Raw genomic sequence first — 26,659 nt, 5'->3', positions numbered from 1 at the left:
GATACTACCATTCAGAGATACTACCATTCAGAGATACTACCATTCAGAGATACTACCATTCAGAGAATCCTTATCAAGTCAACTACCCCTGAGCTAAAGACTCAGAAGTTTCCTGCTGAAGGTTTATGACTTCCCGAAAAATTCAGCCTTCAGAAGAGTAGGATTCATTCTTTTAACTTTGCCAGAACTCCAAGGTGATCTTCATGGTAGGGCATAAGATCCCTGGCAGTCAGGATTTCGAATCTGGGTTCAAAAGCCTGTTCAAGCTTTTTTACTTCTTCCGTGAAGACCTCCTTCGGGTTTGCCGCAGTATCGATGCTGCGAGCCTTGATAGAAAGCATGAGATACCCACCTTTAGTCAAAAAGCGTGCAGCATTTCTTGCAGCGATTTCTGCCTGATTGGGCTGGGCAACGTCCTGAAAGATAAGGTCTACAGGCTCAACAATATGAGCATAACTTGCCGGTTTTCCCGCATCAGCAAGGATAGGGATAATGTTTTTACGCCTGGAAGCAAGCCCTATGAAGTCGCGCATGCTTCTTGGAGCAAACTCAACGGCATATACTGCCCCTTCAGAGACGATATCGGAAACGTGGCTGACCGTTGTGCCTGAAGCTGCCCCCAGGTAGAGCACCTTTGAATCCTCCTTAAGGGGAATATTGAACTTCTTGAGGACCATGGCTCCAAGCTTGCTCCGGCGAGGGTCCCAGGTCCGATACTCGATCCCTTCAACCGGGATTAGCTTTTCTCCGTAAACAGTCTTTCCCGGGTCCAGGTTCTTTGTGGCAAGCTGCTTTTTGCCCTTCGTAACCTCAAAAATCCCATCGGAAAGCGTCCTGACGTCAGGCATTTACTTCCTCCTCTTCTTTTTTGGTTTTGCTCCACTTTCCGGCCTTTTTTGCGGAGGCCTGGGGTTTAAAGCCCGGATTTTCTGAATTTTTTCTTCCAGTTTTTCTGGCAGAGAAGAGTCTCTTTTCCCAGAGTAAAAGTCAATTCGAGCAGCAAGAGAAAGTTTTGCTGCAAGGGCTCGTGCAATTTTCCCCCGCATCCACCAGGGAGAGGTATTGATAAGGGGATGGCTGTAGATTACTCCGTGCTTGGGGGACGGAGCCCTTTCCCGAAGATGTTTGAAGAGAGCTTTACTTGCTCCTATTACCTGAATTGTACTGGACGGAAAAGCAGCGAGTTTTTCAAGGCTGCCTGCAATGCTTATGAGCCTTGCCCCGAGCATGGGCCCCGCTGTTATAGCCAGGTTGGGGGCAAGATTTTCCATACTGCTCTCGATGTAAGCTTCAATTTGCTTCCGCCGCTCATAGAGACTGCAAACGCTCTCTGCAAAACATTTAAGGAGCGCTTCATCTGCAGCTTCGAGTTTTGCACCCATGGAATCTCTGGCTTTTAAGTAAAGAGGATCATCAGGAACAACATTCTCACGGGAGCCGTATTTTACGATAAAAAGCGCAAGAGCTTCCCCGTTGAGCCCGCATTCTGGGAAATAACCTCCATACCACTCAAAAAGCCTTTCCGAAAGGGAATTAGTGGTCTCATTGATGTCATCCAGGGCTTCTACTGCCTGAACTATGCGCTGGTCAGGAGTAAGGGCCTCTGAGACCTGAATTTTTGCAGCATCCAGCGTGACTTCATGTAAAAGGGAATAATATTCCGATGGGGACTCTACAAACTTGCACTCGAGAGCTGCAGCTTTCAGGTCAAAACCTTCGGGAGGGAGATTCTGCCTGCTTTCCCTCAGAGAGAGGGAACGGAGTGCAAGCTCCCGTATATTTTTTGGAAAAGGATCGGAGGCAAGGACTTCTCCTTTGCTGCCGATTTCAAGTATTCCAAACCAGGTGTTGATTTTCAATTGGAACCTCCGAAGATGTCCGCACCCCGATTCTTTGCCTTTGTAAGCAGTACTTCTCCACCGAGTGATTCGTCAAGCATACGTTGGACTTCTTTCTGGAGTTTTTTGCCTTCTCCCGGACTCCCGACAATCCCGTAGACGATAGGCCCAAAAGAACTGACTCCTGAACCACTGGCTCCGTTGTCCTGCATATACTTCATGGCATCGAGCACAGGTTTGGGCTGAAGTTCAACTTCCCGCTTTTTAAAGCCCACTGTCTGGAAATGGTTGACTGCCCTGCCGAAACTTTCCAGATCTTCTTCGATTAGCGCAGGGAGCATCTGCATGAGAATCACATGAGAGAGTTCCTGAACTTCCTTAAGAGGGATGGGACAGACTTTTTTGAAAATATCGACTTCTTCTGCGTCATGGACACCTTTGGTATTGGGAATTGCAAGGACAATATGCCATTCAGGAAAGTCCCTCCTGAAAAGCACAGGGCCCGGAGGCATATGGCTGGCTGCGGAAGGGGAAAATGCACCTTTATTCTTGAATTTGTGCCCCCCATCCAGAATGAAACCTCCGCTTTCGAAAGCAGCAACCCCGATTCCTGACGTCCCGCCTCTACCTACAATAACTGCAAGTTCCCGGACACTTTTTCCAAGTCCGTAAATTTCATTTACGGCTGTTGCTGCCGAAAGTGCGGCCTGGGTTCCGGAGCCGAGCCCTACGTGGTCAAGAAGATCCCTTTTAATACGAATCCTGATGCCTTTCCCTGCAGGAAGCACAGCATTTGCTGCTTTTAGCATCCTGCCTGCGAGAAGGGAATCCCCTACCACTTCGACAGAGTCCGCTTCAGCTGCCGAAATTTCCAGGCTGGGTGACTCGAGAGTAATTCCTACCCCCCCATCAACCCTGCCGATCTCTGCATTGAGATCAATAAGGGTAAGATGCAGTCTGGATGGAGACACTACATTAATCATATTCATTTGTATCCTCATTGCTTATTCATAAAGCTTAGGAGTTAACCTTCGAACTACCCCGAAGTTTTTCCTTAACAATCGAATAAGTAAAAGATAAAGTTTTCCCGTTAAATATAAATTTAAGGAATGGAAAAATCAGCGAATATATTTTTATACGGATCTCCGCACTCCCCCGGAAATCCAGCCGTGACTCCATAAACACCGGACATACAGAAAAACTACAGCTCCGGCAGCGGCTGTAAACCGTTCCCAGAAGAGAATGTATAACCCCGCAGAGCATCCCTGTCTCCGCAGGATCGGAAAGCCCGAAAGTAAGGTCAGCTTTCAGGTTTTTGATTTTTATTGCATTAAACATATCAGAAAACAGACGGAACAGAGGTTTTCGAAGGGCTTTGTAAGCTTCCAGACCCCAGTGAAGTTTTTCCCTGGCAGTCATTCCTTCTTTTGTCTCCGGCTCCTCTTCCGTACTAACTCTTTTTTTCCTTTTTATTCGGGCAAATATTCCTCTTTTCTCTTTAATCTCAGCTTTTTCTTTAGTCCCAGATTTTTCTTTACCCTCAACCTTTTCTTTAGTCGTAATTTTCTCTTTACCCTCGAGAATTACTGTTTCCTCTTCAGGTTTCTTTTCTCCGGGCTCCCTGCGTTTTTCTGCCTGCATTTTGGGTTCTGCTTTTATAATGTCTTCTTCTCTGCTTTCAGTTTGTTCAGGCCCTTTTTTTTCCTTCGGCTCTCCGATTAAAAAAGTATGGGAAAAAAACAGCCATTTTACAGTAAACATGCCTCCCAGTTCTTTCTTTTCTTCCACGCTCAGAACCTTGAGCTTGAAAGTGAGGACTATAGCTGTAAAAAGTATGAATAAGACAAGCAGAAAAACTAAAAGGAAGAAGTAGATGGCAAGCATGCTAAACAGGTTGATGGGAAAAGATAGTCCTGACTATCCTGAAGACCCTTACCTTTAGTTCAGGTTCCTGGAAAATCCCTTAAAAGAGTTTAACCCGAAGGAATTTACTGGAAACAGCCCCCTTTCTCTACATCTGGTTCCGCGTGCGATTTGACTTCCGTTTCACGGCCTTCCGAGCCCTCTTCTTTTTTATGTTTACCGGTCTTGCCTTTGATCTTCTCCAGAATATCAGGCACAACCTCCTGAAGAGAACTGAGAATTGACCCTACATCGCCTTTCTCAGAAATCCGGAAGATTTTTGCATCCTCTTCGGAGAGCATAATAAAAGCAACAGGCTCGATCTTCGCACCTGCACCTCCGCCTCCACCGTACCCGGATTCATTATCCTTTTTGCCTTCCCCGCCTCCGGCTCCAAAGCCCATTGTGATTTTGGAAACAGGAATGATTGTTTTCCCGGCAGCAGTAATAGGCTCTCCAACGACAGTTTTTGTAGTTGCAATTTTTTCAAGTTCGCTTGCAATTTCCTTAATAGTCTCTTCTACACCCATCTTTTTTATCCCCCGATGTGTACGGTATCATTTGTTTATATGAATAATAAATGTTATGTATCTTCGTTATATTTCCAGTATGGTTTGATAAAATATAAACTTCATTATATTTGAGGAATCCTGTATTCACAGTTTCAAGCGTAACTCTCCCACTCACAACAGAATTCTTTGAGCGAGAATTTTAGTTCCTTTTTTATAACTCCTCAAAGTCTATATCTATTTTCCCCTCTAATTTCAAGTAAACTACCTCTCCCTGCCATTTCCGGTAAAGCCGGAACTGTTGAGAAAGGGGTCTTCCCACCTGTGGAGATAAATATCCGAATTATTTTGAATGGATTACTTTCGAAAATATAGTGCTCTTTTTATTGAGACTTTTTATTGAGACTTTTTATTGAGACATTTTATTGAGACTTTTCATTGAGACTTTTCATTGAGACATTTTATTGAGACTTTTTATTGAGACTTTTTATTGAGACTTTTCATTGAGACTTTTCATTGAGACTTTTATTAAGGAACAGAGACAATGAGAAAAGGGGAGAACTTATTGAAATAATATAACATGAGTTAGTTAATATTATATAACAGTACTAATCCTGTAAAAGGAATAAATATTAAAAATCAAAAAGTTGGGCTGAAAGCTTTATTTATATACTATAAAAATAGAGCCGCATTAGACAAGAGTAAATTCTAATAAATTACAATAATATGGCGCGGTAACTGGCAATATAAATTAGAATGAAATGCAAAAATATATTTAGAGGGGTTTATTGTGTAGAAAGTAAAAAGAAATGGTATAATTTTATTTGTAGTAATTTTTGCACTTTACCTGGTTATCGTAGGGAGTGCATCAGCTGCAACAATTTCTGTGGACGAGGACGGACCCGCAGATTATGCAACAATACAGGCTGCGGTGAATGATGCAAGTTCTGGAGATACGATTATTGTCAATCCCGGAATTTATCCTGGAAACATTACCATTACAGTGCCAGATCTGGTTCTTGTATCAAGCAATCAATATAATGCTACAATCAGAGCTACAGAGAATGCTTTCAATTTGAATGCTGATAATATTACAATTAAGAGCTTCAATATAATAGGCACGGGTAGCTCAGGTTACTCAGGCGTTATCGACTCTTCTTTCTTCTGTACTATTCAGAATAATAAAATTTCTAATTTTCATACAGGCATTGGAGTTTACAATGGGAATGAAGGGGGAAGAGGCTCAATCATTAATAATTATATTTTTGATTGCAGTGAAGGAATTTTACTCTGGTCCAGTAATGATAATAAATTAAGTGGCAATAAAATTTCAAACTGCGAAACAGGATTAGATATGGTAGATTCTTATGGTACTCTAATTTATAATAATAATTTCAACAACACCCGAAATGTACAATTTGTTGATATCAGTACCTGGAATACTACGAAAACACCGGGAAAAAACATTGTTGGAGGCCCTTATATTGGTGGAAATTATTGGGCAACACCTGCAGAAGATGGTTTTTCCCAGACGAACTCTGATGCCAACGAAGACGGGTTTGCTGATGTACCATACAAATTGAATGAGGTAAACATTGACTATCTACCTCTTGTAGCTCCTGCTGAAAAGCCTGCAACGGCACTCCCTGTAGCAAATTCCAAAACTAACACCACCAGCGGAAATGCTCCTCTTTCGGTCCTCTTTACAGACCTTTCACAGGATGCAACATCAAGAAGCTGGGATGTTAACAATGACGGAATAGAGGACTCAAACGAGGCAAGCTTTGTTCACGTCTATGAAATTCCAGGAAATTATAACGTTAACCTGACAGTTAGCAACCTGAACGGCACGTCCTCAAAAACTACGACAATAGATGTAGAGAAGAAGAGCAGTGGGGAGAGCAGCAGCAGTGTTGGCGGCGGAGGCTCCCCTGAACCTGCAAGAAACGTTGGAACCAAAGAACTTTCACAGGTGTTCATCACAAACGGCAAAGCCGTAAAGTTTGGCTTCACAAAGAATGCAACCTGTGTCGTATACGTGAGTTTCGATGCAAAAAATACAGTGGGCAAGACCACAACGATTGTTGAGGAATTAAAAGATAAGTCAGCTCTTGTTTCAGAACTGCCTGCCGGAGAAGTATATAAGTTCTTTAATGTCTGGGTTGGCAACAGTGGATTTGCAACCTCAAAGAACATCGAAAACCCGGTCATCTGTTTCAAGGTTGAAAAATCATGGATAAAGGCTAAAAAGGTAGGCCAGACTTCCATTACCCTGAACAGATACAGCGATAAAAAATGGGAACCAGTGCCAGCCAGCCTCTCAGGAGAAGATAAGGAATTCCTGTACTTCACAAACGAAGTTCCGGCATTTTCCTCATTTGCAATAACAGGAAAAGCAAAAAGCCTCTCCGGAGAAAACGCATCAGGCTCAGAGCCTGAACAGGAAACTCGACTCGCAGATGAAGAGATAAAAAACATGGGAGAAGAAGTGGGACAGAGCGCTGCGCAGGAAGGAGATACGAAGGCTCCAGGATTTGAAATAGTATACGGGATAATATGCCTGTTCGCCATTTTCCTGTATAAAAGAAAGTAGAAAAGCTAAGAATAAAAAAGAAAGGAAATCAAATCAAAAACTGAGTGCAGATTTCAACACAGGAAAATGATTGATGAAGGTTTCACCCTTCGCCCTGCTTTTCCACATTTTCGGGTTCGGATCAATCTTTTATCCTGGTTTTTATCCCGTAACTCTTTTATCCAGATGTGCTCCGGACTTCAACCTCATATGACATATTTTATCTCTATTTAAAAGTATTAATCTAAATCAGTATATTTATATCAGTTAACATTATTTCCAATTTAATACAAATTATTAATATAAAGAGTTATAGATTGACAGAATAAATTCAGTTATTAAATATTTAGAGTTAGATTTGTACATTATTAGAATATGACGAATATTCAGATTTGCTGCAATAAATGGAATTTTATTCATAATACAGATATCACCCCCAACTTTTGGAATGGACGGAGGAATTAGAAATTAAAAATAAATTAACCGTTTTACTAATTGCTTTTCTCATTTTGATATTATGTGTTGGAATCGGAACTGCGACTGAGATTACAGTCCAGAAAGGAGATTCGATACAGGCTGCTGTTGACAATGCAAGTTCAGAGGATGTAATTACCATACAACCCGGGAATTATACCGAAAATGTCAAAATATATACAGATGGATTAACTATCAGGTCGGCTTCCGGAAACCCTGACAATACAATGATTAAGGCTAAAACTGCAACAGACAATGCGATCTTTGTGCAGGCAGATAATGTCAGAATTAGCGGCATAACAGCTGCTGCAGCAACTGCACAAAGCGCCTCAGGAATACGTCTATCCGGATGCAATAACTGTGTAATTGAACAAAACAAACTCACAGTTAACGGGCGCGGAATTTATCTCGTAAGTTCTACAGAGTGCACGGTCTCAGGTAATACAGTTATAAATTGCGGTTATTATGGGATTTTGCTTGAGAGTTCAAAAGGCAACACCATATCTGGAAATACGGTTACCAATTCCGAGCGCGGCATCTATTTGGGCAGCTCTGACGATAACACCGTCTCAGGCAATACTGTCACTTTGAACAATAATGTAGGATTTTATAGTTGTAGCTTGTGTGACCGAAATCTGATTTATAATAACTACTTCAATAACACCGGAATATCCATTAAAACCGGGTCAGGAAGTAGATTTAATACTACAAAAACCTCAGGCCCGAATATTGTTGACGGTCCTTACATAGGAGGAAACTACTGGGGAAAACCGGATGGAACAGGTTTCTCCGACACAGCAGTAGATAATGATGGAGATGGAATTTCCGACTCTACATACACTCTGCCAAGCAGCTCATACGTAGATTACCTGCCTCTTGTATACCCGTCTAGCTTGCCTGAACCCGTACCCCCGGTTGCAGACTTCAGCGGCGATGTTACCTCAGGGGAAGCCCCACTGACGGTCAAATTTACTGACAAAAGCACAGGAGATCCCACTACATGGGACTGGGATTTCGGAGACGGAAACGTTTCAACAGATAAGAACCCCGTACACATATACACCTCAGCAGGAACTTACACGACAACGCTTACAGTAAGCAATGAAGACGGAGCATCCTCAAAAGAAGGTACGATAATCGTCACCCAGGCCTCTGAGCCTGAACCCGAACCAGTACCTCCGGTTGCTGATTTCAGCAGCGATGTAACCTCAGGAGAAGCCCCACTTGATGTGAGTTTTACTGACAAAAGTACAGGAACTCCCACTGCATGGGAATGGGACTTCGGAGACGAAACTACTTCAACAGACCAGAACCCTGTACATACATACTACTCAGCAGGAGCTTACACGGTAACGCTCACAGCAAGCAATGCAAACGGGGGGTCTTCTAAAACAGGTTCGATAACTGCCCTTCAACCCCCTGAACTAGCACTTCCTGTTGCAGATTTCGGTACCAACGCCACTCAGGGTCTTGCCCCTCTTGCGATCCAGTTTACCTACCTATCACAAAATGTGGTTTCATGGAGCTGGGACTTTGATAATAACGGGCAGCCTGATTCTACCATCCAAAATCCGGTTTATGTGTATGAAGTCCCAGGAACCTATACTGTAAACCTGACGGTAAGCAATGAAAACGGCGCGGTTTCAAAAACTCTCGAAATAGAGGTGCTGAAAGAGAGGAGTTCCGGAGGAAGCAGTCACAGCAGCGGTGGCGGTGGCGGAGGGGGATCCCCCGAACCTGCAAGAAACGTTGAAACCAAAGAACTTTCACAGGTTTACATCACAAATGGCAAGGCCGTAGAGTTTGATTTCGCAAAGAATGCAACCTGCGTTGTATATGTTAGCTTTGATGCAAAAAAGACAGCTGGAAAGACCACAACCATTGCCGAGGAATTAAAAAAGAAGTCAGTTCTTGTTTCAGAACTGCCTTCGGATGAGGTATATAAATCCTTTAACGTATGGGTTGGAAACGGTGGATATGCAACCTCAAAGAACATAGAAAACCCTGTGCTATGTTTCAAAGTTGAAAAGTCCTGGATGCAGAATAAAAGTATAGACAGGGCTTCAATTGCCCTTAATAGGTACGAGGACAAAGCCTGGGTACAGCTGCCAGTCAACCTCTCAGAAGAAGACGAGGAATTCCTGTACTTCACAGCCAAGGTTCCGGGATTCTCTTCCTTTGCAATAACAGGAAAGGCAAAAAGCCTCTCCGAAGAAGATGCAACAGGAACAGAGCCTGAACAGGAAACTCGCTCCGCTGAGGGAGAGGATGTGAAAAACATGGGGGAAGAAGTTAAACAGACCTCTGCGCAGGGGGAAGACACTAAGGCGCCCGGATTTGGAATTATCTACGGAATAGCCTGCATTCTTGCAGTTTTCCTGTATAAAAGAAAGGAGAAAAGCTAAAAGAATACAAAAGAAAGGAAATCAAAGCCAGGAATCGGTTTTGGTGCAGAAAAGCGATTGATGAAGGGTTTATCCCTTCATCCCATTTTCTACACAGCCCATTTTCTACAGACCTATTTTTCTACACAGCCCATTTTCTACAGACCTATTTTTCTACACAGCCCGTAGACTACATATCCCATTTTTAAAGATCCAATTTTCTCAGCTTTTTTCCTTGATTTCTGAATCCATATGAATTCTTTACTCCATAAGAGACTGGCAGATTGTTAATAAAAAAAATATGAATATAATATGGGGAACTGTTTAACGAAGTTAAAAAACTAATTATTGCCTTACAACCAAAGGATTACTTTACTGATCTGGATGCTGTTTTTTAGTTTTATAAAAGGACTAATTTAAATCAATATATTTATATTGGTTTATATACATTCCCGCGTAGTTAAAGTGATTGACGCAGGGATTTTACTCTGGAGTAGAGATAAATTCAGCTCAAACGCAGAGCTTTACATTTGTACATTTATTGGACATTCATTGGACATTGAGTATATGTTTTCATGAATTACTAATAATACAATTTTCACCCCTGATACAGCTGTCACCCCTAACTTTCTTGAATGGATGGAGGAATTTGAAATTCGAAATAAAGGAATCGTTTTACTAATTGCTTTTCTCATTTTGCTATTAGTTGCAGGTATTGGAGCAGCGGCTGAGATAATTGTCCAGCCAGGAGATTCAGTACAAACTGCCGTAAACAATGCAATATCAGGTGATGTAATAACCATAAAACCCGGGACCTATACCGAAAATATCATAATATCTAAAGATAGCCTCACTATCAGGTCGGAGTCAGGAAAACCTGATAATACAATAATTAAAGCTAAAAGCTCAACAGTCAATGTACTTTCCGTACAGGCGAATGATGTAAAAATTAGCGGGATTAAAGCTATTGGAGCAAGTGGGTCCAGCTATTCAGGAATTTATCTGTCCGGATGCAATAATTGTATAATTGAGAACAACAAGCTCATGAGCAACGGGCGTGGAATTTATCTTGTAAGTTCCAAAGGGTGCACCGTCTCGAAAAACACAATTACGAATAACGGCTATTATGGAATTGTGCTTGGGAGCTCCAGCAAAAATACCATTTCCGGAAATACGGCTTCTAACGACGCCCGTGGCATCCATATTGGCTCCTCTGATGATAATACGCTTTCAGGCAACACCGTGACTTCGAACAGTGTTTTAGGGCTCTATGTTTGCGGCCTGAGTGACAGAAACCTCGTTTATAACAACTATTTCAATAACACCGCTATGACCATTAAAAGCGGATCCGGAAATGCCTATAATACTACAAAAACCGCCGGCAAAAACATAATTCATGGGACCTATATTGGCGGGAACTTCTGGGGAAAACCTGGTGGCACAGGCTTTTCCGATACCGCAGTGGACAAGGATGGAGATGGAATTTCCGACTCCAAATACAATATACCAGACAGCATATACTCAGATTACCTTCCTCTTGTAAACCCATCCAACCCGGCAGCCCCTGATGCGGATTTCAACAGCAATGTGACCTCAGGAGACATGCCTCTGGATGTTTTATTTACTGATACAAGCACAGGAACATCCACTGCGTGGAACTGGAGTTTTGGAGATGGGACATCTTCAAACCAGAAAAATCCAGTGCATACCTATTCAGCAGCCGGAAGTTACACAGTAACACTTACAGCAAGCAATGCGGCTGGAACCGACACAAAAACAAAAGAAAACTATATAATTGTAACAACCCCGCAAAAACCGGTCGTAAACTTCTGGGGCACCCCAAGATCAGGAGATGCGCCCCTGAATGTGGCTTTTAAAGACATTACTACAGGAGTGCCTACTACCTGGAACTGGGATTTCGGAGACGGAACATATTCAACAGACCAGAATCCAACGCATATATATTCATCCGCAGGACGCTACACGATAAAGTTGACAGCAACCAATGCTGCAGGCAGCAATACGCTAACAAAGTACTATTACTTAACAGTGACAGGAACAGCTGCACAAACGCCAGTTGCTGCGTTTTCGGCATCCCCTACTTCTGGAAATTCACCTATGGATGTAACCTTTACTGACACCAGTACAGGAACTCCAACAGCATGGAGCTGGAATTTCGGAGATGGGACTAATTCAGCAATCCAGAACCCTGTACACACGTATTCAACAGCAGGAACCTACACAGTAACGCTTACAGCAACTAATGCCGCAGGCAGCAATACAGCAACAAAGACAAATTACATAAGTGTAGGAGCGGCGGCGGCACAAACGCCGGTTGCTGCGTTTTCGGCATCCCCCACTTCCGGGAATTCACCTATGGATGTAACCTTTACTGACACCAGTACAGGAACTCCAACAGCATGGAGCTGGAATTTCGGAGATGGGGCTAATTCAGCAATCCAGAACCCAAAACACACATATTCAACAGCAGGAACCTACACAGTAACGCTTACAGCAACTAATGCTGCAGGCAGCAATACGGCAACAAAGTCCGGTTATATAACTGCAGGGACAACTGCACAAAAGCCAGTCGTAAACTTCTGGGGCACCCCGAGATCAGGAAATGCGCCGCTGAGTGTGACCTTTAAGGACATTACTACAGGAGCACCCACAGCATGGAACTGGGATTTCGGAGACGGAGCATCTTCAACAGAACAGAATCCAACGCATATATATTCAGCAGCAGGAAATTACGTGATAAAGCTGACAGCAAGCAATGCAGCCGGCAGTACTGTGCTATCAAAGTACAATTACATGACAGTTACAGGAACAGCTGCACAAACTCCTGTTGCTGCGTTTTCGGCATCTCCTACTTCCGGAAATTCACCTCTGGATGTAACCTTTACTGACACCAGTACAGGAACTCCAACAGCATGGAGCTGGAATTTCGGAGACGGAACCAGTTCAACTCAGAAGAGCCCAACACATACATATTCGGCTGCAGGGAGCTATACGGTAACACTTACGGTAAGCAATGCTGCAGGCAGCAATACGGTGACAAAATCCAGTTATATAACTGCAATAACTGCAGAGACAACTGCACAAAAACCAGTTATAAACTGCTGGGGCTCTCCGAGGTCAGGAACTGCACCCCTGAATGTGTACTTTAAGGACAGTTCTACAGGTTCGCCTACTGCATGGAACTGGAGTTTCGGAGACGGAACTACTTCAACAATCCAGAATCCAAAGCATACATATTCAGCAGCAGGCAGTTACACGATAAAGCTGACAGTAACCAATTCAGCAGGCAGCACTACGACAACAAAAAACAATTATATAGTGGTGGCAAAGGCCTGAAAAAAACCATATTTGAAGAACTGGGCAGGGGTAAGGGAGCTATTTCCTTTTCAGAGCTTTTCTGCAAGGCTCCCGAAATCCAGCCGCCTTGAAGCCGGAGATTCCGGCTCCTTTTTTTCAGGGGAATAGGGCACTACATTTGCAAAAAACTCTTTTACCAGGCTTCCCACATCCCTTGGAGCTACATCGAGAAACTCTCTACTCTCTTCGGGAGGGAAGTACCCGAATACCGAAAATTTACCCAGCTTGCGCATCTGGGAACCCTGGTAGCGGGCATCAAGGAGGATCCTTACCCCGAAGTCTTCCGGAGAGCGGACAACTCTTCCCATTGCCTGCCTTACCTTCCGGGTAGTTGGCACCTGGACTGCAAACTCCCAGCCGTCCCCACAGTTGAAAACCGTATCATATGCCGACTCTACCGCTTTTATCCTGTCATTCAGAGCCGGATATCCCACACCTACGATGATCACGGTCCTGCCGCGGGAGTCTCTGAAATCAACGCCTTCACTTAATGTTCCCCAGAGATAGGTTATGAGCAAAGCTTTTCCTCCCTGCTCCCCTATTTTGAAAAACTCCTGCCTGACCTCCTGGGCCGAGACCCCTATCTCATCAAGGAAAATGGGGATTGAAAGTTCGGGCTCAAGGAGTTTTTTATAGCGGAGGGCTTCCGCATAGCTCTGGAAATAAACGACCACATTCCCTGGCGATGCAGCAGTGGCAGCTAGAAGCGCTTCTTTCAAACTTTCCAGAGTTTCCGGGCTGTCCCTGTTTTTTGCAAAGAGGGGAGGGACTGAAACCGCAAGAGTAAGCCTTCGTTCCTGTGGAAAAGTAGTCCCATAGGTGATTTCTTCCACTTCCCGGGTAATGCCCAGTGTGGATTTGGTCATCTCGAAAGGCCGAAGGGTAGCTGACATCAGCACTGCCGAATAAACGGAATCAAGCAAAGGCTGGGTCACATTCTTGGGAATACAGGTGAAAAGTTCAAGCCTGCCGATTACCCTGTCGCTTTTAAAGTCTCTGCGCATGTTCAGGATCGGATAATAGTTCTGCCGATTCGAAAGCACAAGATAAGAAGAAAGAAAATCCGCAACATAACGGATCTGGGAACGTTTGGGAACGGAAAGAAGCCCTTTTTTGTAGTTTTCAGCATAGATCTCTTCCAGCCTGCCTCCGAACTCCCCGATTTCCCGCAGCCGGGTAAGTACCTGTTCTTCGTCTGCAAACCCTTCTTTCTTTGTATCCCGCAAAAAACGAACTTTCAGGACATCAAGGCGCTCATAAGGGTCGCTAATCTGAATGTCCTGCCAATGTTTTCCAAGCCTGTTCCTCTCCCCGAACTTCAACTTTGAGTCATAAGTATCCCTTATAGAGGTCAGTAAACAGGAAAAAAGCCTTTTTGCATAGATTCGGGAGGCATAGTCCTCGTCAAGAGGAATCCCGAGACCTGATCCGAAGCCTCCCCCGAATGTAGGAGAATTGTCAGACTCAGGAATCTCCCCGACCTCAGAAAGAGCTTTTTCAATGGAGATTTCGGAAAGCATTACGGAAGAATGGGAACGGGCTGAAGCCTCAATGTTGTGAGCTTCGTCAAAGATAAGAATGATGTCTTCAGGGTCTCGCTCAAGCCATTTAAGGAGAGTCATGTAGATGTCAGCACTGAGCACATGATGGAAATTGCAGATCAGAAGTTCTGTGTTTTTGAGTTCCTTTTTAAGCAGCTCATATCCGCACATGCCCCGGTCTTCCGCATATTCCATAACATCTTCGGGGCTTCTTACATCCGAAAAAAGCCAGGACGAAAAATCATTTCCTTCAAATTTGAGGACTTCATAAAGCTTTGAACAGGAGTGGTTTCTCAAGGACTGAGCCTTTTTTCGGGCTTCCTCGATTTCTTTTTCAAGCTCATTCCTGAGGGCGTAGAGGGCAGGGTCTTTTGTCCGCTTGTGTTTTTCCGAGGCATCTTTGAGTTCTTTTTCCTTTGAAGAGACCTCCCTCTCAAACTCAAGGAGGTCGTAGGTGTTTTCCCCTTTTAGCTTGCACTCCTCATAGTCGAGATTCTCTGGACACATGGATGTCTTGCCCTTGAAAACAATTGTTTTTATACTGTTGTCCCTGTTGATATCCCTGGTCTCATGGATGAACTGGACCATCTGCTGGTGGACATTTGTGACTATGATTACGACCTTGTTGAGTTTCTTCCCCACATGAAGAGCAGGAGCAAGGGAACTCAGGGTCTTGCCTGTCCCGCACGCCCCTTCAAAAAGCACGATTTTTTCCTGCAGGAGAGCCGAATGAATCTTCTCCATGGCTTCTGCCTGGTTTGGATAGCAACTTTTTTTTGTAAAATATCGCATGTATCCGTTCTTTTGCATCATACGCTTAACCCTGATACCTCTCCGGTTTCCTGAACCCTGAACAGTCCATCGGAATTTATTCATATTGAGACTTTATTAATTTATTTAGAATAGGGGAACATACAGTTTCTTTTAGGAACATATAGTTTCTCTTAATATCTTTCTGAGAACTGTCATTAACCATCTTTAAGAACCGTAAATAACTATCTCCAACAACAGTAAATAAATATTTTGGAACCCGTTTTGAGAGTTATTTTTGAGGGCTGTTTTCGGAGAACTGTTATTCTGAGAATCATTAAATCGTTTATACTGTCTACCGAATAAGCCAGATAAAAACCGATCCCTGGTACTATACCAACACAGAGGGAGAGGATTTATTTTTACTTGTTGAGTGGTGTATAATTGCTTGACCAGTTATCCGAAGGCAGACGAAAGGCAGACGAAAGGCAGACGGAAGATAGCCACATAAAGTTTTCCGGCCTTATCTTCCGATTTCATAAAACCATAACATCGATAAGACTATATTCAATTAACTGTTCTTGTAAGTTTCATACTCTAATATAAAAACAATTAGAAATAAAATGTGGGAACAGTTCTGAGGAATTAAAAAATGGATGAAAGAAGCCGGATGCTGGCAGACGAAAAAATAGGAAAACTTCTTTTTAAACTGTCATTACCCGCAACTATAGGAATGCTTGTACAGGCTTTCTATAACCTTGTGGACACGGTATTCGTCGGCAGGGCCTATGGAGCCGAGAGCATCCAGGCAATCGGAGGAATTGCAGTTGCATTCCCGATCCAGATGATCGGAATGGCTGTAAGCCTTGCTATCGGCATCGGGGGCGCATCCATCATATCTCGCCGCCTTGGGGAAAGAGAGCAGAAAAAAGCCGACAAAATTTTTGCAAACCTGATCTTCCTTTCCCTGTTTTCAAGCTTACTGATAACAGGGGCAGGGCTTCTCTATATCGTACCACTCCTGAAAACGTTCGGGGCGACTGACACTATTCTCCCTTATGCCCTTGAATACCTGGGAGTAATCCTTTCCGGTACTGTCCTGTTTTCACTTGCAATGGTGACAAATGCTGTTGCCCGTGCCGAAGGGAATGCAAAGGTTGCCATGAACTCCATGATGATGTCCGGGGGCCTCAATATAATACTTGACCCCATCTTTATTTTTGGCTTTGGAATGGGGATTAAGGGAGCAGCCATTGCAACGGTTCTGTCTCAGGCAATAGGAGTGCTTTACATTGCCCACTACTTCCTGAGCGGGAAAAGCACACTCAATTTTCACCCTGCTGACCTTAGGCCGGACAGCAAAATTATAAAAGAAGTCCTGGAAATAGGGGTGTCCCCTTTTGCGCGAAACGTGTCAAGCAGCTTCATGGTAATAATCCTGAACAACCTCCTTGCCTTCTACGGAGGAGACATAGCAATTGCTGTTTTCGGGATAATTAACAGGCTCCTGATGTTTACCTTCATGCCCATGTTCGGAATTATCCAGGGCCTTCAGCCGATTGTAGGCTTCAATTACGGAGCAAAAAACTATGAGCGTGTAAGGGAATCGGTAAAGCTTGCCATCATTATCACCACAGGCATGTCCATTGCAGGTTTTCTGTTACTCTACCTGTTTCCGGAGCAGCTTTTTGGGATTTTCAGCGGAGACCACCAGCTGATAGTTGAAGGAAAATACGCCGTAAGAATTGTGGTGCTGGCAACTCCCCTTGTGGGTTTTCAGGTTGTTGGAGGAGCTCTTTACCAGGCGCTCGGCAAAGCAAGACCTTCCCTGTTCCTATCCATGTGCAGGCAGGTGCTTTTCCTGATCCCGCTGGTGCTTATACTCCCGAAGTATCTGGAGCTCTTCGGGGTCTGGGCAGCCTTCCCGCTTGCAGACACCCTGGCTTTTGCAGTAACCCTGTTCATGGTAATCCGGGAATTCAAACTGCTTGCTGAAAAAGGAGAAAATGTGATAATTGACCCGGTTGAAGGGAATTTACCTGCTTTAGGGAATTGACCTATTTCAGGGAATTGACTGCTACTGAAAGAACAGTTACTGCGAAATACTGTCTGCGGTTTTTACGTCCTTATTTTTATCAAGAACGCACTCCCTGCCGAGGTAACCATTTCCCCATTCACAGAGCGCGTCCAAAACCGGAAGCACGGTTTTTCCAAATTCAGTCAGGGAGTATTCAACCCTGGGCGGGATTTCAGGATAAGCCTCCCTGAGGACAAGCCCATCTGCTTCGAGTTCCCTGAGCTGTTTTGTGAGCATTTTAGGAGAAATCCCCTGCATGCTTTGCTGAAGCCCTGAAAACCGCAGTTTCTCTGCTCGCAATTGCCAGAGGATGAGGGGTTTCCATTTACCGCCTATTACGTCCAGAGTTGCTTCAACAGGGCAATGATAGTGTTTATTATTTTTTGCCTCATTTACCATAAGCTTTCATACTATCCTTTTTGTTACTAAGTATCCGGATTGCATGTATGGTATATAAGTATAGTTGCTGTAGATTAAATATCAGCAAATGCACGTTACTGACAGAAGAGACTCTATTTTGTAAAAAGAGGCTCAAATTAACAGATAAAAGAGATAAAAGGTGTCAAAATGAAAGTTATAGGTATAGTTGGAAGTCCCCGAAAGAATGGAAATACAAATGTCCTTGTCCAGCAGGTCCTCGAAGGCGCAGCAGAAGCAGGTGCAGAGACCCGAAACTTCTTCCTCAATGAGATGGACTACAAAGGCTGCCAGGGCTGCAACTACTGCAAGAGCCATGATAAGTGCAAGCTTGAAGACGACCTTATGGAATTATTTGATGAGCTTGCAGCAGCTGATGGCGTTGTATTTGGCTCTCCGATTTACTTTGGCCAGTTTACAGGTCAGATGCGACTCTTCCTTGACCGCTGCTATTCCCTTATAAACGCTGACTTCTCCCCCCGCCTCCCTGCCGGAAAAAAGGCTGTGATTATAGGAACTCAGGGAATGCCTGACCCGGCAGCTTTCAAAGGGGTCTATGAGGAGTTCAAAGGGCAGATTTCCAACTTCATGCGCATGGAAGTAAAGGATACCCTCGTGGGTGTTGGATACCACGCTCCCGGGGAAGTAAATGACGATTCCGAGCTTATGGAAAAAGCAAAAAACACAGGCCTTAACCTGTTAAAATAAAGAGATTAGAGGAAAATAAAGGAAAATAAAACAGGGAAAGGCAGTAAAAAGGGCGAGAGAAAACTGAAGAGATTATCCTCCGCCCTACTCTTATTAGAGATCTTTTAGAAATGGATAAGGAGTCTGAATATGGAAACTCTTGAAGCAATCCACACTCGCCGAAGTATTCGAAAATATACAGATAGGCCAGTTCCGAGGGAGCTTATTACCGAACTGCTCAGGGCTGCAATGAGCGCTCCGTCTGCAGTTAATGCCCAGCCCTGGGTCTTTATTGTTATTGATGACCGGAAACTCCTTGATGAAATTCCCACATACAGCGCCTATGCAGGCATGTGCAGGGAAGCTCCTCTTGCAATCCTGGTCTGCGGGGATACTACCCAGGAAAAAGCTCCCGGGTACTGGGTTCAGGACTGCTCGGCAGCCATTCAGAACCTCCTGCTTTCAGCTCACGATTTCGGGCTTGGGGCGGTCTGGACAGGGATTTTTCCCATGACAGATAAGGTTAAAGGCTTCCGGAAAGCTTTTGGATTGCCGGATCATGTATTTCCTCTGGGGCTTGTACCTATCGGCTATCCGGCTCAAAAACCAGAACCTCAGGACCGGTACAGGGAAGAAAAAGTCTACCACAACAGGTACGGTCAGAAGAAAGAATGATTCCGTGATTGATGCCGTAATACTGAGAGAATCAAGAATCTGTACAAACGGGTGATTTTATTGACTATAAGAGTTGTTGCAAAAAACCAGGTCAAACCTGAAAAAATTCAAGAATTTATGGATTTGTGTAAAAACCTTGTTGAAGAATCATTAAAAGAAGAAGGCTGCATAGAATATGGGGTGTATCAGGAATTAGAGAATTCAGAAATCCTGACTATGTTAGAAGAGTGGAAAGATAAAAGCAGCCTGGACGAACACTTAAACTCCAATCATTTTAAAGAAATGTTTCCTTTGCTTTCAGAATGTCTTGAGAAAGAAACTGAAATTAATGTATACGGAAAAAAGCTGTGATTTACTTTTTCATTTATTCCTCAAATTCTACTCCCATTCGTTTTTTGAAGGAGTTCCATCAAACATATAAGATATAAATGCAGAAATTAATCGGGGGATATAAACAATGAAAGTCGTCGCATTTAACGGAAGCCCACGGAAGGAAGGCAATACAGCCTCTCTCATAAAGCACGTCCTTGAAGAGCTTGAAAAAGAAGGGATCGAAACCGAGACAGTGCAGGTAGGGGGAAAAAGTATCCACGGCTGTACAGCCTGTACAAAATGCTTTGAAAACAAAGACCGAAAGTGTGTAATTGACAAAGACATCGTCAATGACTGCATTGAGAAAATGTTTGAAGCCGACGGCATAATCCTTGCCTCACCCACATATTTCGCAGACCTGACGCCTGAGCTCAAAGCCCTTATGGATAGAGCAGGTTTCGTTGCAATTGCAAATGGCTCTATTTTCAAGCGGAAAGTAGGAGCAGCCGTTGTTGCAGTAAGGAGGGCTGGAGCTGTCCATGCCTTCGATTCTATCAACCACTTCTTCACGATTTCCCAGATGATAATTCCAGGATCCAGTTACTGGAATATAGGGATAGGGCTTGCTGAAGGGGATGTCGAAAAAGACGAAGAGGGCGTCCAGACCATGCAGGTTCTGGGACAAAATATGGCATGGCTTTTGAAAAAACTCAATGCATAACTCTTACTCCTGGCTAATGTGTAATATTTATTTGAAGGTATAATTTATAGCACTCCCTGAAAAGCTGGTTTACGTAATCTAAATACCGTAAACGGTTTTTCAGGCCCTCTTTTTCGCATGCTTTGAGCCCCTTGAGCTCCTTGAGCCCGCCTGCATACAGAAGATAAAAAAGAAAGCTTCAGCCCGACAGGAATTCAGAATATAATAATATCACCACATACCGGAAAACAACCTTTTTTGCCTCAAAGAAAGAGGCAGCCTTACTTATTTATAAAAGGAAATGAATTTTATGGATAGAATAAGGGGGAATTAAATGAAAATTCTTTATGTTTATGCACACCCTGAGCCAACATCCTTTAATGCCGCCCTGAAAAACACAGCTCTCGCTGCCCTGAAAGAAAAAGGCAACGAAGTAAGACTGTCAGACCTTTACGCAATGAACTTCAATCCCGTGCTCAATGCAGGGGACTTCACAGAACGAAAAAAGCCGGATATTTTCAAGCCTTTCCTTGAAGCAATCCATGCCTCGAAAACCGGAGCTTTTGCGCCTGACATAAAAGAGGAGATGGAAAAAGTAAAGTGGGCAGACCTCCTCATCGTTCAGTTCCCGATATACTTCACGTCCATGCCCGCGATAATGAAAGGCTGGATAGACAGGGTCCTGGCTCCGGGCTTTGGATTCAACCCTATCACAAGCAGTGCCTATGAGACCGGGCTCCTGAAAGGAAAAACTGCAATGATTGCCACCACCACAGGAGCTTCAAAGGAGTGGTATTCCGAAGGAGGGGCACATGGGGACCTGAACAAGCACCTTGAGTCGGTAACTCACTGCATCTTTGAGTACATGGGGATGAAAGTACTGCCGTCCCATATTATCTACGAGGTGAGCAGCCTTTCAAAGGAAAAAGGGGCTGAAGAACTCGATAAATATAGAAATAGAATATTTGAACTTTAAATACAGAGGAAAACGCCTTCATTTCGTTTTTTGAGAATTCGGGACTGAGAAGCAGCCTGAATCCCATAATACTTTTATGTAATATTTGTACAGAATATTATTATAAAAAACTATATTAACCGTTATGTGTGTTCAGACATATCATTGAACTTCAATCTGAAGAGGTATTTGAATGAAAAAAGTCTGCGCATTCATAATTATTATGATACTGGCAATAACCCTGGCTGGTTCCGGGTGTGCTGAAAAAGGAGCATCTACACCTGTTTTGGAAAACCAGGGAAAAGAGTTTGAGGGAAGGCAGATCACGGTTTGTTCCGGAGCCGGGCTGATAAAGCCCATGACCGAGTTGATCGGGAATTTTGAAAACGAGACCGGGGCAGATGTTGAGGTGCGCTACGGAGGAAGTGCCGAAATCTTCGGAATCCTGACCTCAAAAGAGTGTGATGTTTTTATTCCCGGGGACTACTACTACACCAAACAGGCTATGGACAGGAATTATGTTTTCAATGACAGCGTGACAAACCTGACCCTGCATATTCCGGTAATTGCAGTTCCTGATAAAAACCCGGCAAACATAAGCGGGCTTGAAGACCTTGCAAAACCCGGAGTAAAACTGGCGCTTGGAGACCCTAACGGGCCTGCAATAGGCAGAGTCTCGGAAGCGATCTGTGAAAAGGCAGGCATCCTTCCCGAAGTTGAGAATAACACAATTGTCAGAACTGCAACCGTAAACCAGCTTCTCATCTACGTTGTATCCGAAGAAGTAGATGCGGCAATTATCTGGGAAGACATGGCAAACTGGGGAGAAGCCAGCGGGAAACTCAAAATTATCCAGATTCCTGAAAAACAGAATAAAATAAAAACCATACCTACAGCAGTTTCCGTATACACCGAAGACCCGGAACTGGCAAAGGCTTTCAACACTTACATTGCTGGAGAAGAGGCAGAAAAGACCTGGGAAAAATGGGGCTTTGAGCCATGCAATTCTTAAGATCCCCGGGAATGAACAACTCCTGGTTCAGGAACCTCACAGTAGGCATTGCCTTCTTCTTCACTTTCTTACTTTTTTCATCCATAGGGGTTCTGCTCTTCGTCCTGAAACCCTCGGAAATAATCTCATCCCTGCTTTCGGAAGAGATGTTCTATTCCATGAAGCTTTCAATGCTGACCTCGTCAGCTTCGACATTTTCTGTCATGTGCTGTTCAATCCCAACAGCCTATGCCCTTTCCCGTTATTCTTTTCCGGGAAAAAGGATGGTAAAGGCAGTACTTGGGCTTCCTATGGCGTTTCCTGAACTGGTCATGGGCCTTGCACTCCTGCTTCTTTTCGGACACGGATTTCTCGGACCTTACCTTGAGATGGCAGGAATAAAGGTGATCTTTAGCAAGCTCGGAATAGTGGTTGCCCAGTTTTTTGTCGCTTTTCCTTATGCTGTAAGGGTTATCTACTCTACCTTTGAAGACATCAACCCGCGATACGAACAGGTCTCAAGGAGTTTCGGGTATGGGGAATTCGAAACTTTCAGGCATGTGACCCTCCCGATGGCCAGGAGCGGACTCTTTGCTTCGAGCGTTATTACCTTTGCCCGGTGCATAGGGGCTTTTGGGGCCGTCCTGGTTCTTGCGGGAGGCTCCTATATGCATACCGAAGTCCTGCCTGTGACCCTTTACCTGAACATTTCCTACGGGAACCTGGAAATGGCAATCACAAGTGGAATTTTGTTGATGGGAATTGCTTTTCTTGCAATCCTTAGTTTCGAGAGGTTCGAAGGAGGAAAGCTGTGAGTTTCCTTGAGATCAGAGACCTCTGCCTTGACGTTGGGGGTTTCGAACTCAGTGGTATAGGACTCAAAGCCGAAAAAGGAGATTATCTGGCGCTGATCGGTCCCTCAGGCAGCGGAAAGTCCCTGATCCTTGAAACCATAATAGGATTTTACGGACTCGAAAAAGGCCGGATTATCCTGGAAGGAAAAGATATTACCGACCTTCCTCCCGACATGAGGCATATCAGCATAGTGTACCAGGACCACATGCTTTTTCCCCACATGAACGTTTTCGAAAACATAGCATATGCCCTCAGGAAAAAGGTAAAGGACAAAAAGCAGATAGAAACCGAAGTAAAGCAGGTTGCTGAAGTCCTCGGGATAAGCGAACTCCTGCACAGAAAACCAACTACTCTTAGCGGAGGAGAAAAGCAAAGGGCAGCCCTTGCAAGAAGCCTGGTTGCAAGACCAAAGCTGCTCCTTCTGGACGAGCCCTTCAGCGCCCTTGATACAAGAACACGGGAAAAGTTAAGGGAGATGCTGAAAAAGGCAATTGCGGATTACAGTACCACTGTCCTGCACGTGACCCATGATTTTGAAGATGTCTGGGCCCTGGCAAACCGGGTGGTTGTCATAAGAAAAGGGGAAGTTATGCAGGCAGGAGACCCGGAATCTGTCTTCAAGCGACCATCTCCGGATTTCGTGGCCGAGTTTCTGGGCACCAATGTGTTGAAAGGAAAGGTAAAGGCTCTCGAAGGAAAACTCGCAGTAGTTGAAGCCGAAGGCCTGGAAATCTATTCTACAGACCCCGCCGAACCCGGAGAAGAGGTCACTGTCTCCATCCGCCCGGAAGAAGTCATTCTTGCCAGAGAGACTGTGGAAAGTTCGGCCCGGAACATTTTGAAGGGAAAAGTTTCAGGAATTTTCAAAAAAGAACACCTGGTCGTGGTCGAGGTAAAGATGGGGAGTGCAGAAATTAAAGCAGTTATTACGCCGACTTCATGTGAAATGCTGGGTCTCGAACCGGGAAGGGAGATCTATGCCGTCTTTAAAGCTTCAAATGCCAGGATAATAAGGTAAACACGCCAGAGATAACCTAAAAGCATTCAAAATGGACATTGATCGGGAACAACGAAATTGATACGAAAAAACTAACAGCAAGGAAAACGTCAAGAAAAACGTCAAGAAAAACATCAAGAAAAACGTCAAGAAAAACGTCAAGAAAAACGTCAAGAAAAACGTCAAGAAAAACAAATAGCAACATAAAAATAAGAATTTTTGAGGCAAAGCATGATAGACCTTTTTGACCTTTACTTTTACGAAGACTGCCCCTACCAGGATGAAAGTGCAGAACTGCTCAGGCTTGAAGGAAAAGGAACGCTCAGGATCCGGACCAGGGAAGCCGGAGTCTGCGCCTGTGCCGAGGACTTGGCCGAATATTATGAAAAAAAGGGGGGCCTTAAGGTCCTGAAATACCTCAGGGATGGAGAAAAATTCGAACCTCAGGACAGCATATTCGAAGCCGAAGGAGAACTTAAAACCCTTTTCAAATTGTGGAGGGTTTCTCAGACTTTCCTTACCATCATGTGTGCCATAGCAGGCAAAACCTCTTCTTTCGTAAGCGCAGCCAGAAAAGCAAACCCTGACATTATAATTGCAACAAGCCGAAAGACCCATCCCGGTTCCCGGATATTTGAGCTCAAAGCCGTCCGGGCAGGCGGGGGGGACATTCACAGGAACTCTCTCAGCGATTCCATCCAGCTCAGCCAGAACCACCTGGAAGTTGCCGGAGAACTGGGAGAACTCAGGGCTATGAAGAAAATAGAAATCGAGCCCAGATCGAGGGAAGAAGCATTCAAATATGCCGAAATGTCGGATATCATGCTCCTTGACCATCTCTCCCCTGAGGAACTGCGGGAACTAGGACCCGAACTTAAGAAACTCAACCCTAAACTCGAGCTTGCAGTGGGCGGAATTAAGGCGCAAAGGATTCCTGAATACGCCCCTCTTGTTGACATTATCGTTATAAGCGCTCCTTATTACGCAAATCCCCTTGACTTTACAACGAAGATCGAAAGGACCTGAGAAAAAAAGAAGAAAAAGGTAACTGCATGCCAGAAATAAAATATCCCGGAAGAGCAAACCCCCGGAAAAAGAAGAATAAAAAGGAGAAAAGGAGGGAAAAATGATAAAAATGATAAAAATGAACGAGGAAGGAGAAAAAGAAACTGGAATCCTGTCCTCCCTCGTAAGTGCACTCAAAAAAGACCTGGGACCAGTCCTTGAAGAAATCGAAGTACAGGATGTCAGGATAGGGCTCGCCTATACCGGGGTCCTGCTTTCCGAAAACTACGGAGGTGTTGCCTGCACCCCCCTCAACGAGTTTTCCTGCTGCCCTGCTCTGGGTTTTTCGGAAACCCTGAAAGGCAAAACTGCGGATAAAGTGCTTGAACTTGCCCTGTCAGAAAATCCCCTTGAAGCAGCAGTAGGAGTGGCAACCGTAAATGCGCTTTCCCATATGCTCCATGACCTGGAACCTGAAAACTTCCAGCGTTCCTGCTCGGACATTCTGGACCTTATAAAGCCCGGGGATAGGGTTGCAATGATTGGCTATTTCGGCCCTCTCGTCCCGAAAATCCTGAAAATAACCGAGAAACTCACAGTCCTTGAAAAGCGTGAAATCGAAGCTCCTCAAACCAGGACTCTGCCATCGGAAAAAGCCAGAGAGATCCTCCCTGAAGCGGATGTGATCATCCTCAGTGCAAGTACTCTCGCCAACAGGACCTTCGACGACCTTCTTGCCCAAAAAGGAGAGGCTAGAGAAGTTGTCCTGCTCGGTCCAAGCGCCCCTCTTTATCCGGAACCTTTCTTCAAGCGAGGAATTACAGCAGTAATGGGCACCCGGATCACCATCCCTGAGACCATGCTTACCATTGTCAGCGAAGCAGGAGGAACGAAAAAACTTCACAAGTACTGTGGGGAGAAGGTTGCGTTTAGAAAAAAGTAATGAGATAGCCGTTTTAGGACTCAAAATAGAACCCTGAGAAGGTTTGTATATATTGATTCTTAGTCCCCATGCACTCACCGGCTGACGAAGGAAGCCGGCCTTTTCCAAAAATAAATGAAAAAGATGAACCCGAAAGAAATTGAAAACGAAAAGCGACAGAAAAAACGAACAACAACAGATTCGAAGATTTAACCGCTTCCGATCTTATCATCTTAATCCCTTTCCTCATTTCCTGACCCCTGATTTATTTTCCCCCACCCCTGTAGTAAATTGTAGGGTATTGGGCTGAAATAAGCAGTTATGAACGCTTGACGATCAAAAGCAATAAAAGCCCTAAAATGACCATTATTGAAGTAAAGCCAGGCATCTGATTGGTTGTCTCATTAACAGCAGTCTCTTCTTCATTACCTGATAAGTTGGCGTCATCACTTTCATTCACATTTGGGATCTCATCTTCTGGTAAAAGTTCTTCAGCTTCTGTTATATATCCTATAAACTCAAAAACGACTGGTACGTCGCTTACGCCTTCCTGTTCGCAGCGGACATCTATTACTTGATATATTTCATCAATTAGTGATTCATTTACTTTTTCGGAACTGTATCCCTGGAAACCTACTAGTAAATATCCATTGATGTTAGTTCCAAAACTGTTCACAGGGCCGCCGAATTCGACAAAATACGGCATAATTCCTGTATC

At 44.2% G+C, this 26,659-nt stretch carries 21 protein-coding genes and 1 pseudogene; 14 read left to right on the top strand and 8 right to left on the bottom strand.

The features are described 5' to 3' along the window. Positions 1–164 precede the first annotated feature (164 nt). From PHF18_RS13690 to PHF18_RS13670, 5 genes are all read right to left on the bottom strand, one after another. The gene (locus PHF18_RS13690; protein WP_300103820.1) at positions 165–848 is read right to left on the bottom strand and encodes a fibrillarin-like rRNA/tRNA 2'-O-methyltransferase; all 684 of its coding nucleotides are present in this window, start codon (positions 846–848) and stop codon (positions 165–167) included. Beyond that, positions 849–1,859 (bottom strand): NOP5/NOP56 family protein, encoded by a 1,011-nt coding sequence (locus PHF18_RS13685; RefSeq protein WP_300103818.1) that lies wholly within the window; start codon positions 1,857–1,859, stop codon positions 849–851. Further along, positions 1,856–2,821 (bottom strand): beta-ribofuranosylaminobenzene 5'-phosphate synthase, encoded by a 966-nt coding sequence (locus PHF18_RS13680; protein ID WP_300103842.1) that lies wholly within the window; start codon positions 2,819–2,821, stop codon positions 1,856–1,858. Before PHF18_RS13680 ends, PHF18_RS13685 begins: the two co-directional genes overlap by 4 nt. Positions 2,822–2,855: 34 nt before the next feature. Beyond that, a complete protein-coding gene (locus PHF18_RS13675; RefSeq protein ID WP_300103815.1) occupies positions 2,856–3,626 on the bottom strand; it encodes a DUF2953 domain-containing protein in 771 nt (256 codons plus the stop codon). 200 nt (positions 3,627–3,826) lie between these two features. Further along, positions 3,827–4,270 carry a GerW family sporulation protein gene (locus PHF18_RS13670; protein ID WP_300103812.1) on the bottom strand — a complete coding sequence of 148 codons (444 nt, stop codon included), beginning with the start codon at positions 4,268–4,270 and terminating at the stop codon, positions 3,827–3,829. Between the two features lie 865 nt (positions 4,271–5,135). Here PHF18_RS13670 and PHF18_RS13665 point away from each other — a divergent pair. From PHF18_RS13665 to PHF18_RS13655, 3 genes are all read left to right on the top strand, one after another. Further along, on the top strand, positions 5,136–6,842 hold the full coding sequence (locus tag PHF18_RS13665) for a PGF-pre-PGF domain-containing protein (RefSeq protein WP_300103810.1): 1,707 nt from the start codon (positions 5,136–5,138) through the stop codon (positions 6,840–6,842). A 488-nt stretch (positions 6,843–7,330) separates the two neighbouring features. After that, the gene (locus tag PHF18_RS13660) at positions 7,331–9,700 is read left to right on the top strand and encodes a PGF-pre-PGF domain-containing protein (RefSeq protein ID WP_300103807.1); all 2,370 of its coding nucleotides are present in this window, start codon (positions 7,331–7,333) and stop codon (positions 9,698–9,700) included. A gap of 618 nt (positions 9,701–10,318) precedes the next feature. Then, positions 10,319–13,036, top strand: coding sequence for a nitrous oxide reductase family maturation protein NosD (locus tag PHF18_RS13655; RefSeq protein ID WP_300103806.1), 2,718 nt, complete (start codon positions 10,319–10,321; stop codon positions 13,034–13,036). 50 nt (positions 13,037–13,086) lie between these two features. Here PHF18_RS13655 and PHF18_RS13650 read toward each other — a convergent pair whose 3' ends face one another. Further along, on the bottom strand, positions 13,087–15,411 hold the full coding sequence (locus tag PHF18_RS13650; RefSeq protein WP_300103839.1) for an ATP-dependent DNA helicase: 2,325 nt from the start codon (positions 15,409–15,411) through the stop codon (positions 13,087–13,089). Positions 15,412–16,000: 589 nt separating this feature from the next. Between PHF18_RS13650 and PHF18_RS13645 the strand changes: the two genes are divergently transcribed. Continuing rightward, positions 16,001–17,404, top strand: a complete 1,404-nt coding sequence (locus tag PHF18_RS13645) for an MATE family efflux transporter (protein ID WP_300103804.1) — start codon at positions 16,001–16,003, stop codon at positions 17,402–17,404. A gap of 36 nt (positions 17,405–17,440) precedes the next feature. Here the strand turns inward: PHF18_RS13645 and PHF18_RS13640 are convergent, their stop codons facing one another. After that, positions 17,441–17,824: a helix-turn-helix domain-containing protein gene (locus tag PHF18_RS13640; RefSeq protein ID WP_300103803.1), complete on the bottom strand. Its 384-nt coding sequence runs from the start codon at positions 17,822–17,824 to the stop codon at positions 17,441–17,443. A gap of 168 nt (positions 17,825–17,992) precedes the next feature. Here PHF18_RS13640 and PHF18_RS13635 point away from each other — a divergent pair, with 168 nt between their 5' ends. The 10 genes from PHF18_RS13635 to PHF18_RS13590 all read left to right on the top strand — a co-directional run bounded on the left by PHF18_RS13635 (position 17,993) and on the right by PHF18_RS13590 (position 25,962). Further along, entirely contained in the window at positions 17,993–18,550 is a 558-nt protein-coding gene (locus PHF18_RS13635; RefSeq protein ID WP_300103800.1) for a flavodoxin family protein, read from the top strand. Between the two features lie 129 nt (positions 18,551–18,679). Further along, positions 18,680–19,204 (top strand): nitroreductase family protein, encoded by a 525-nt coding sequence (locus PHF18_RS13630; protein ID WP_300103798.1) that lies wholly within the window; start codon positions 18,680–18,682, stop codon positions 19,202–19,204. Positions 19,205–19,264: 60 nt separating this feature from the next. Further along, entirely contained in the window at positions 19,265–19,555 is a 291-nt protein-coding gene (locus tag PHF18_RS13625; RefSeq protein ID WP_300103796.1) for a putative quinol monooxygenase, read from the top strand. Positions 19,556–19,661: 106 nt separating this feature from the next. After that, positions 19,662–20,237 carry a flavodoxin family protein gene (locus PHF18_RS13620; RefSeq protein ID WP_300103795.1) on the top strand — a complete coding sequence of 192 codons (576 nt, stop codon included), beginning with the start codon at positions 19,662–19,664 and terminating at the stop codon, positions 20,235–20,237. Positions 20,238–20,550: 313 nt separating this feature from the next. Beyond that, on the top strand, positions 20,551–21,192 hold the full coding sequence (locus PHF18_RS13615; protein ID WP_300103793.1) for an NAD(P)H-dependent oxidoreductase: 642 nt from the start codon (positions 20,551–20,553) through the stop codon (positions 21,190–21,192). A 172-nt stretch (positions 21,193–21,364) separates the two neighbouring features. Further along, the gene (gene modA, locus PHF18_RS13610; protein ID WP_300103790.1) at positions 21,365–22,183 is read left to right on the top strand and encodes a molybdate ABC transporter substrate-binding protein; all 819 of its coding nucleotides are present in this window, start codon (positions 21,365–21,367) and stop codon (positions 22,181–22,183) included. Next, entirely contained in the window at positions 22,171–22,977 is an 807-nt protein-coding gene (locus PHF18_RS13605) for an ABC transporter permease (RefSeq protein ID WP_300103787.1), read from the top strand. Before modA ends, PHF18_RS13605 begins: the two co-directional genes overlap by 13 nt. After that, on the top strand, positions 22,974–24,035 hold the full coding sequence (locus PHF18_RS13600) for an ATP-binding cassette domain-containing protein (protein ID WP_300103784.1): 1,062 nt from the start codon (positions 22,974–22,976) through the stop codon (positions 24,033–24,035). Before PHF18_RS13605 ends, PHF18_RS13600 begins: the two co-directional genes overlap by 4 nt. 210 nt (positions 24,036–24,245) lie before the next feature. Next, positions 24,246–25,040 carry a nicotinate-nucleotide pyrophosphorylase gene (locus PHF18_RS13595; RefSeq protein WP_300103781.1) on the top strand — a complete coding sequence of 265 codons (795 nt, stop codon included), beginning with the start codon at positions 24,246–24,248 and terminating at the stop codon, positions 25,038–25,040. A 100-nt stretch (positions 25,041–25,140) separates the two neighbouring features. Continuing rightward, entirely contained in the window at positions 25,141–25,962 is an 822-nt protein-coding gene (locus tag PHF18_RS13590; RefSeq protein ID WP_300103778.1) for a DUF364 domain-containing protein, read from the top strand. 298 nt (positions 25,963–26,260) lie between these two features. On the opposite strand, the pseudogene PHF18_RS13585 reads toward PHF18_RS13590, so the two are convergent. Further along, positions 26,261–26,659 (bottom strand): annotated as a pseudogene (locus tag PHF18_RS13585) (hypothetical protein); the annotation flags it as partial.

Origin of the sequence: Methanosarcina sp., assembly GCF_028693135.1 — an archaeon.
Classification (GTDB): Archaea; Halobacteriota; Methanosarcinia; order Methanosarcinales; family Methanosarcinaceae; genus Methanosarcina.
Note: the sequence above shows the minus strand (reverse complement) of the source record. Positions and strands in the feature narration are given on the sequence as shown.

Bases quoted from the DNA above. Each gene is read 5' to 3' on its own strand.
- PHF18_RS13690 (WP_300103820.1), bottom strand. From the start codon at position 848: ATGCCTGACGTCAGGACGCTTTCCGATGGGATTTTTGAGGTTACGAAG.
- PHF18_RS13680 (WP_300103842.1), bottom strand. From the start codon at position 2,821: ATGATTAATGTAGTGTCTCCATCCAGACTGCATCTTACCCTTATTGAT.
- PHF18_RS13670 (WP_300103812.1), bottom strand. From the start codon at position 4,270: ATGGGTGTAGAAGAGACTATTAAGGAAATTGCAAGCGAACTTGAAAAA.
- PHF18_RS13655 (WP_300103806.1), top strand. From the start codon at position 10,319: ATGGAGGAATTTGAAATTCGAAATAAAGGAATCGTTTTACTAATTGCT.
- PHF18_RS13650 (WP_300103839.1), bottom strand. From the start codon at position 15,411: ATGATGCAAAAGAACGGATACATGCGATATTTTACAAAAAAAAGTTGC.
- PHF18_RS13645 (WP_300103804.1), top strand. From the start codon at position 16,001: ATGGATGAAAGAAGCCGGATGCTGGCAGACGAAAAAATAGGAAAACTT.
- PHF18_RS13640 (WP_300103803.1), bottom strand. From the start codon at position 17,824: ATGGTAAATGAGGCAAAAAATAATAAACACTATCATTGCCCTGTTGAA.
- PHF18_RS13635 (WP_300103800.1), top strand. From the start codon at position 17,993: ATGAAAGTTATAGGTATAGTTGGAAGTCCCCGAAAGAATGGAAATACA.
- PHF18_RS13630 (WP_300103798.1), top strand. From the start codon at position 18,680: ATGGAAACTCTTGAAGCAATCCACACTCGCCGAAGTATTCGAAAATAT.
- PHF18_RS13620 (WP_300103795.1), top strand. From the start codon at position 19,662: ATGAAAGTCGTCGCATTTAACGGAAGCCCACGGAAGGAAGGCAATACA.
- PHF18_RS13615 (WP_300103793.1), top strand. From the start codon at position 20,551: ATGAAAATTCTTTATGTTTATGCACACCCTGAGCCAACATCCTTTAAT.
- modA (WP_300103790.1), top strand. From the start codon at position 21,365: ATGAAAAAAGTCTGCGCATTCATAATTATTATGATACTGGCAATAACC.
- PHF18_RS13605 (WP_300103787.1), top strand. From the start codon at position 22,171: ATGCAATTCTTAAGATCCCCGGGAATGAACAACTCCTGGTTCAGGAAC.
- PHF18_RS13595 (WP_300103781.1), top strand. From the start codon at position 24,246: ATGATAGACCTTTTTGACCTTTACTTTTACGAAGACTGCCCCTACCAG.
- PHF18_RS13590 (WP_300103778.1), top strand. From the start codon at position 25,141: ATGATAAAAATGATAAAAATGAACGAGGAAGGAGAAAAAGAAACTGGA.